Origin of the sequence: Acidihalobacter yilgarnensis (assembly GCF_001753245.1) — a bacterium.
GTDB classification, from domain to species: Bacteria; Pseudomonadota; Gammaproteobacteria; order DSM-5130; family Acidihalobacteraceae; genus Acidihalobacter; species Acidihalobacter yilgarnensis.
Map to the genome: position 1 here is coordinate 762,891 of NZ_CP017415.1, position 7,110 is coordinate 770,000.

Annotated in this window: 7 protein-coding genes and 1 pseudogene (1 of these 8 cut by a window edge); 6 read left to right on the plus strand and 2 right to left on the minus strand. The window is 57.6% G+C overall.

Features of this window, described 5'->3' with window-relative positions:
- Positions 1–18: 18 nt before the first annotated feature.
- The 5 genes from argC to BI364_RS03665 all read left to right on the plus strand — a co-directional run bounded on the left by argC (position 19) and on the right by BI364_RS03665 (position 3,530).
- A complete protein-coding gene (gene argC / locus BI364_RS03645; protein WP_156782606.1) occupies positions 19–1,053 on the plus strand; it encodes an N-acetyl-gamma-glutamyl-phosphate reductase in 1,035 nt (344 codons plus the stop codon).
- 2 nt (positions 1,054–1,055) lie between these two features.
- A complete protein-coding gene (locus BI364_RS03650) occupies positions 1,056–1,784 on the plus strand; it encodes a DUF6776 family protein (RefSeq protein ID WP_070077604.1) in 729 nt (242 codons plus the stop codon).
- Positions 1,785–1,787: 3 nt separating this feature from the next.
- Positions 1,788–2,213, plus strand: a complete 426-nt coding sequence (locus BI364_RS03655) for a bactofilin family protein (RefSeq protein ID WP_070077605.1) — start codon at positions 1,788–1,790, stop codon at positions 2,211–2,213.
- Between the two features lie 66 nt (positions 2,214–2,279).
- Positions 2,280–2,639, plus strand: coding sequence for an iron-sulfur cluster insertion protein ErpA (gene erpA, locus BI364_RS03660; RefSeq protein ID WP_070077606.1), 360 nt, complete (start codon positions 2,280–2,282; stop codon positions 2,637–2,639).
- Between the two features lie 87 nt (positions 2,640–2,726).
- Positions 2,727–3,530, plus strand: a complete 804-nt coding sequence (locus BI364_RS03665) for an N-formylglutamate amidohydrolase (protein ID WP_070077607.1) — start codon at positions 2,727–2,729, stop codon at positions 3,528–3,530.
- On the opposite strand, the pseudogene BI364_RS03670 reads toward BI364_RS03665, so the two are convergent.
- Both BI364_RS03670 and BI364_RS03675 read right to left on the minus strand, forming a co-directional pair.
- Positions 3,527–4,644: pseudogene (locus BI364_RS03670) on the minus strand (anhydro-N-acetylmuramic acid kinase). The gene BI364_RS03665 and the pseudogene BI364_RS03670 overlap by 4 nt on opposite strands.
- A complete protein-coding gene (locus tag BI364_RS03675) occupies positions 4,644–6,044 on the minus strand; it encodes a peptidoglycan DD-metalloendopeptidase family protein (protein ID WP_156782607.1) in 1,401 nt (466 codons plus the stop codon). The pseudogene BI364_RS03670 and the gene BI364_RS03675 overlap by 1 nt, the downstream one beginning before the upstream one ends.
- A 95-nt stretch (positions 6,045–6,139) precedes the next feature.
- On the opposite strand from BI364_RS03675, the gene tyrS reads away from it, so the two are divergent.
- A protein-coding gene (tyrS, locus tag BI364_RS03680) for a tyrosine--tRNA ligase (RefSeq protein ID WP_070077609.1) crosses the window boundary here: on the plus strand, positions 6,140–7,110 show its 5' portion. It continues 250 nt past the right edge of the window; only the first 971 of its 1,221 coding nucleotides appear in the window; its start codon is at positions 6,140–6,142; its stop codon lies off the right edge, out of view.

Genomic DNA, 7,110 nt, shown 5'->3' on the forward strand with positions numbered 1-7,110 from the left:
ATGTTGAGTAGGTTGAAAATGGATCGGATACATGTCGGTATCGTCGGTGGCACCGGGTACGGCGGTATGGAACTGGTGCGCCTGTTGTTGGAGCATCCCGCCGCAAAGCTGCATTGTCTGGTTTCGCGCAGTGAGGCCGGGCAGCGTGTGGATGATGTGTTTCCGCATCTTCGCGGCCGGATCGACAAGCGCTTCCAAGCTGTAGAGGACGCGGATCTGACTGCGTGCGACGTGGTCTTTTTCGCTACCCCGAATGGGGTGGCGATGCATCAGGTACCCGCCTTATTGGCGAACAATGTACGGATCATCGATCTTGCCGCGGATTTCCGTCTGCGAGATCCGGACGTTTGGGCGCAATGGTACGGCGAACCGCATGCCTGTCCTGAGTTGTTAAGCGAGGCTGCCTACGGACTGCCGGAGCTGAATCGCGAAGCCATACGGAATGCGCGCCTAGTTGCCAATCCGGGGTGTTACCCCACCGCCGTAATATTGGCTTTTCTGCCATTGTTGCAAGCTGGGCTTGCGGGGCCTGGCAGCTTGATCGCCGATGCTAAGTCGGGCGCTAGTGGTGCTGGCCGTGGTGCAGCGGTGGATAACTTGCTAACCGAGCTGAGCGAGAATTTTCGTGCTTACCGGGTTGCAGGGCATCGCCATCTTCCCGAAATCCGTCAGGCGTTCGACGGGATTGCGAACTGCTCTCGTGAGTTGGTTTTTGTGCCGCACGTCGTGCCGATGATTCGTGGCATTCATGCCACTTGCTACGCGGAGGTCTCCGGCGAGGTGGATTTGCAAGCCGTGTACGAGACGACTTACCGGGATGAACCTTTTGTGGATGTGTTGGCACCGGGTTCCCATCCCGAGACGCGCAGCGTACGCGGTGTTAATTTGTGCCGTATCGCCGTGCATCGTCCGCCCGAATCGGGCCGCGTCGTCGTGCTCTCCGTAATCGATAATCTCGTCAAGGGTGCCGCGGGGCAGGCGGTGCAAAACATGAATCTGATGTTCGGATTGCCAGAGACGAGTGGGCTGAATTTTTCACCGATTGCGCCTTGACGATGCGACGTCCTTCAACCAAGGCTTATGAGCTTCGCTCACACAACCCCGTGCGTAATCGTTTAGGGCTTGCGCTTGCGCTCGTGCTGCTGATTTCTGCGGGGGTGGGACTTTACTGGGCTGGTTACCACGCATCTGGGGTAGCCTCCGCGCATATGCGGGCAGCCTTGTCGAAGCTGCGCAATCAGGTGGATTACCTGCAGCAACGTAACCAACAGCTCCTGGGCAATAGCGCGCAGCTTGGCCGCTCTGGCGAAATTGATCGCGAAGCCATGCGGCGGGTTCAGGCCATGCTCAATCAGATGCAGGGTAAGTTGGCCGATTTGACCGAGGAGGTTTCCTTCTATCGCAGCATTGTGTCTCCGTCCAAGCTCAAGCCCGGTTTGCATCTTCAGCGCTTTGCGTTGACGGCCACTGGAACGCGGCACGGGTTTCGTTACCACCTTGTTCTAACGCAGGTGCAGGACAAGCATGCGGTCGTCAAAGGACGCGTTAGTGTTCAGATTGTCGGGCAGTCGAATGGGCATACCAAGAAACTGGACATGGCTGCGCTGGTAGGTGGCGGGCTCGATTTCTCATTCCGGTATTTCCACGACTTCAGTGGTAACTTCTCCCTGCCAGATGGTTTTGTGCCACAGCGGGTCGAGATCAAGGTGACGCCCTTCACGCGCAAGGTGGCGGGTGTCGAGCAGACGGTAACCTGGAAACAGGCGACGACAGGAGAGGGTTAGGTCATGTGGGGCGGGAAGAAAAAATTCAACGCGGTGCGGGTCGATACACTTATCGGTAAAGGTACCGTGATCACGGGGGGTGTGAGTTTTATCGGCGGCCTTCATGTGGACGGGCGTGTACAGGGTAACGTGACTGCGGGCGATACCAGCGGAACGATGCTGGTGTTGAGCGAGAACGGCGCCATTGAAGGAGAAGTCCACGCCCCTAATATTGTGCTCAATGGGGTGGTGGATGGCGATGTGCATTCGTCAGAGCATCTTGAGCTTGCGACCAACGCCAAAATTAGGGGTGATGTGTACTACAACCTCCTGGAAATGGCGGTCGGTGCGGAAGTAAACGGCAATCTGGTGCATCGCAAGGGTGGGAAATTGCAATTGGAAGACCGACGGGAGGATCAGGAACAAGCCGACACCACGACTGATTCTTGACTAAATCAGTCAACTTAAGCTAGCGTGTTCACCTGGCAGAAACCCCTGCGATGGAGGGAGTCCCCAATGAGTACCGAACTGGCCGAAAACACAATGCCCGATCCGCTGTTGTTCACCGATTCCGCGGCGAGCAAGGTCAAAGAGCTGATCGATGAGGAGAACAATCCGGATCTCAAGCTCCGCGTCTTCGTGAGTGGAGGCGGCTGTTCCGGGTTCCAGTACGGCTTTACGTTTGACGAAAATGTTAGCGACGGCGATACGGCGGTGGAAAATGCCGGCGTGACATTGTTGATCGACCCGATGAGCTATCAGTACCTAGTGGGTGCTGAAATCGACTATACCGAAGGTTTGGAGGGCGCGCAGTTCGTGATCCGTAACCCGAACGCTACGACTACCTGCGGTTGCGGTTCGTCGTTCTCCGTGTAAGCAATCAATAATGTACCGCGCAACACGAGAAAGGCGACCACATGGTCGCCTTTCTCGTGTTGCGCGCCGTGTTAGCGACGAGTAGCCATGATGAAGGGAATGCACGCGCCCTTGCTTGGACCTCATGAGTGCCCGCCTGTGGTTGGCGTATGTATAGCGGGCGCAGGCCGCTTGTGCTTTGTCTGTGAACATGCCGGACAGGCCATACCAGAGCGGTTGGATGGCCTTGGCCTTCAAGAGACGGCGCTGAATTCGCATATCGCTTGGGATATTGGCGCCTATGCGGTGGCCGAAGCTCTGTCCCGACGTTTTGATGCGCCTTTGGCTGCGCAGGTCTATTCCCGATTGGTCTGTGACTGCAATCGCCTCGCCGAAGACCCCGACTGCATTCCCGAGCGTAGCGAGCACACCACCATCCCCGGCAATCTTGCCCTGGCGCCGGTGGCCCGGCAGGCGCGTATCGATGCGATCTGGACGCCATTCCAGGACTTTGTGCGGCAGTTGCTGGATGCCCGGCAGGCACAGGGGCGCCTGGAGGCATTGATTGCGGTCCACAGCTTCACGCCAAAGTACGAAGATGTCGTGAGAGAGATGCATTGTGGTTTGCTGTTTCGTGAAGATCGCCGGTTGGCGGATGCCGTCGGCGCTTATCTGCGGCAAGTGCCGGGGTTGATCGTGGCTGAGAATGCCCCCTATTCACTGTTCGAATTGCAGGACTATACGATCCGCGAACATGCAGAGCGTAGGGGCTTGCCCTATCTTCTGGTCGAAATTCGTCAGGATCTGATCAGCACGGCTACGGGGCAGCAGGATTGGGCGCGTCGACTGGGAGATGCGATTGAGGGCGCATTGGCGACACTCTCCGAGAAGCACAATCCAGTATCGCGCTAGAGACTGGCAGGGTAAACGCCGCCGAGGATGACGGGATGCCGCGCGCCGGTCACGGTGGGTAGGTTCCCCGGCAGCCCACGCAGGGTGCGGTCAGCGAGCCAGGCAAAGGCCGTCGCCTCGACCCAGTCTGGCTCCACGCCGTGGCTGGCGGTCGATTCGACCGTTATCGGGGCCATGAGCTGCTTGAGGCGCGTCATTAAGTGTTGATTGTGAACGCCGCCCCCGCAGACCAGAATGCGCGCACAGTTTGATCCATAGGCGCTTACCGCATCGCGGATGCTGCGTGCCGTGAGTTCGGCGAGCGTGGCTTGGATATCGGCAGCCGGTAAGCCCGGGTGCCGATGCGTATGTGCCAGCAGCCATGCTTCATTGAAGCGTTCGCGCCCTGTGCTTTTCGGGGAGGCGCCGTGAAATACGGATCGGCCAACATGTCGCCGAGCAATTGAGCATCGACGCACCCGCTGGCCGCCCAGGCGCCCGCTTTGTCGAAGTGACAATCCATATGTATTCTGGCATGCAGATCCATGAGTACGTTGCCGGGGCCGGTATCGAAGCCAGTCGTTGGTGCATCCGGAGTGCTCGGTAACAGTGTGATATTGGCCATGCCGCCCAGGTTTAGAATTACGCGCGTCTCACTGCTTGCACGGAGATGGGCGTGGTGGTAGGCAGGCACCAGTGGCGCGCCCTGCCCACCTGCTGCCATGTCGCGTCGGCGGAAGTCGGCGACGGTGGTGATCCCGGTACGTTCGGCGATGCGATTGGGATCGCCGATCTGAAGCGTAAATGGATTTTCGTGGTTGGGTTGGTGCCAAAGTGTCTGGCCGTGGCTCCCGATCGCGCAAACGGATGTCGCCCGGCAGTTGCTCTGTGACAGCAGATCGAGCACGGCTGTCGCGAACAGTTCACCCAATTGGACGTCGAGCACGCCGAATCGCTGTAGGTCTATCGTCTTTGATGAAGTGATGAGCGCAAGGATTTCTTGCCGCAACGGGTCTGGCATCGGAAAGGTGATTGCGGCGCGATGCGTGATGATCGAATCGTCTATTTCAACCAAGACGGCGTCTACACCGTCGAGGCTGGTACCGGACATCAGGCCGATATACAGGGGCGACATCAGGGTTGGCGCGAACTCAAGGCCAGCGCGGTGCGGCTGTATTCGGTCATCATCGCGAGCAAGGGCGTGCTGCGTGCCTTGAAGGATGCCCTGTAACGGTCAGGCAAGGGTGCCGCGGCTGGCAGTGCGACGGTCAACGGATTGCGATGTACGCCGTTGACTCGGAATTCGTAGTGCAAGTGTGGCCCTGTTGCCAGCCCCGAACGTCCGACGTAGCCGATTACAGTGCCTTGGCGGACGCGGCTGCCGGGCTTGAGTCCATGCGCGAAGCGTGATAGATGTCCATACACCGTGCTGTAGCGGTGCCCGTGCTGGAGGATAATGACTCTGCCATAGCCGCCCTTCCAGCCGACGAAAATAGCCTTTCCATCCCCTGAAGCGCGAATTGGCGTACCCATCGGTGCGGCGTAATCCACCCCCTTATGCGCACGCATACGGTTCAAAATCGGATGTTTGCGTAAGCCGAAACGAGAGCTGATGCGGGTGAATTTGACCGGGGTGCGCAAAAAGGCCTTGCGTAGGCTGCGCCCTTCTGGCGTGTAGTAGTCGTCACGCCCATCGTGAGTGAAACGTATGGCCTTGTAGTAATGCCCTTGTGTGGCGAATTCGGCAGCGACGATTTGGCCGTTGCCGACCTTTTCGCCATGGTCATAGAGGGCGTCGTAGACAACTGTAAAATGATCGCCTGGCCTGATGTCCTGGGCGAAGTCGATATCCCAGGCGAAGATGTCGGCCAGTGCCATGATCTGTGCGTCGGATAAACCGGCCTTTCGGGCATCGACATATAGTGAGTCCTTGATCACGGCATGCGCTTGGACTTGACGTCGTTCATAGCTGCGTTCGATCAAGCTGACGTGATAGATGCCGTCCTCGCGTTCAAAACGGGTGATGCTCGTCATGCCGTTCTGAATATCAAGTTGTTGAAGTTGCCCATCTGCAATGATGAGATCGAGTGTTTGGCCTGAGGCAAGCTGATTCAGTTGGTTCATGTGCTTATCGGCTTGCAGTAGCCCCCCTAGGGCCGTGCCGACACCGACCTTCTGCAATATGGCGGATAGCGTATCGCCAGGGCGCACGATCTTGTGGATCGTATGTTCAGAAGAGGCTTCGGGGCGAGGGGATGGCGTTGAGGCGGGTAATACGACACCACCCTCATGATACGCGGGCAATTTAAGGGTGAGGTGGCTACGTGCCGTCGTTGCTGCTTTTTCGATATGATCGGCCGCCATGCGAGGATTGTCCGCAGGCCGCGCGCGAGATTCGTTGTTGTTTGGCGGTGAGGTGCTGGCCAGCACAGCGCCTATGATGCCAAGACCGGCAGCGAGCAATGTATAACGCAGGCGCCAGTGACCCTTTGAGGGGCGATGGTCTACGCGATGTTTAAAGTCTTGTCGCAGCACCGTGTGGTATCTCCATGACGCAAGGTGGCTCGACGCAACATAAACGGGAGCCGGCGACGGGTCAATCGCTGCCCCAAGGCTACGGAGTCAGTTACATGGTGAAAGTATCGGTGGATGGCGTTCTTGCCGAGCTACAGCGAGGGGTGGATGAGATTTTGCCGCTGGAGGAGCTTCGGAGCCGTCTGCAGTCAGGCAGGGCGCTTAGGATCAAGGCCGGTTTTGACCCGACGGCACCAGATCTGCATTTGGGGCATACCGTACTTCTTAACAAGCTACGTCAGTTTCAGATGCTCGGGCATGAGGTTTTGTTTCTGATCGGTGATTTCACCGGCATGATTGGTGACCCGACAGGCAAGAGCGTTACCCGGCCGCCGCTGACGCGAGAGGATGTGTTGGCTAACGCGCGCAGCTATGAAGAACAGATATACAAGATACTCGATCCTGCCAATACAACCGTTATGTTCAACTCGACCTGGATGGGCGAGATGAGTGCATCGGATTTGATTGGGCTCGCGGCCAAACACACGGTTGCGCGCATGCTAGAGCGTGATGATTTCAGTAAGCGTTATCGTGAAGGACGCGCGATCGCGATCCATGAATTCCTTTACCCAATAATACAGGGATACGATTCGGTCGCCATGCACGCCGATGTCGAATTAGGTGGCACCGATCAGAAATTCAACCTGCTCATGGGGCGTGAGCTTCAGAAGGGATACGGGCAGGCGCCGCAGGTGATCATGACGTTGCCCATACTCGAGGGCCTGGACGGCGTGCAGAAGATGAGCAAGTCGCTGGGTAACTATATAGGTATCACTGAACAAGCTGATGAAATGTTCGGCAAGCTGATGTCGGTTTCCGATGACCTGATGTGGCGCTACTTTGAATTACTGAGCTTTAGATCGGCGGACGATATTGAGGGACTGCGCCAAGAAGTTGCGGCGGGCGCCAATCCACGAGACATCAAGATGCAACTTGGCTGCGAACTCGTGGACCGATTCCACGGCGAAGGCGCGGGTGTCCTGGCGCAACAGGCGTTTGTTGATCGGTTCAGGCGGGGTATGTTGCC

Excerpts from the sequence above, each read along its gene's own strand:
- argC (WP_156782606.1), top strand. The coding sequence starts at position 19 with ATGGATCGGATACATGTCGGTATCGTCGGTGGCACCGGGTACGGCGGT.
- BI364_RS03650 (WP_070077604.1), top strand. The coding sequence starts at position 1,056 with ATGCGACGTCCTTCAACCAAGGCTTATGAGCTTCGCTCACACAACCCC.
- BI364_RS03655 (WP_070077605.1), top strand. The coding sequence starts at position 1,788 with ATGTGGGGCGGGAAGAAAAAATTCAACGCGGTGCGGGTCGATACACTT.
- erpA (WP_070077606.1), top strand. The coding sequence starts at position 2,280 with ATGAGTACCGAACTGGCCGAAAACACAATGCCCGATCCGCTGTTGTTC.
- BI364_RS03665 (WP_070077607.1), top strand. The coding sequence starts at position 2,727 with ATGATGAAGGGAATGCACGCGCCCTTGCTTGGACCTCATGAGTGCCCG.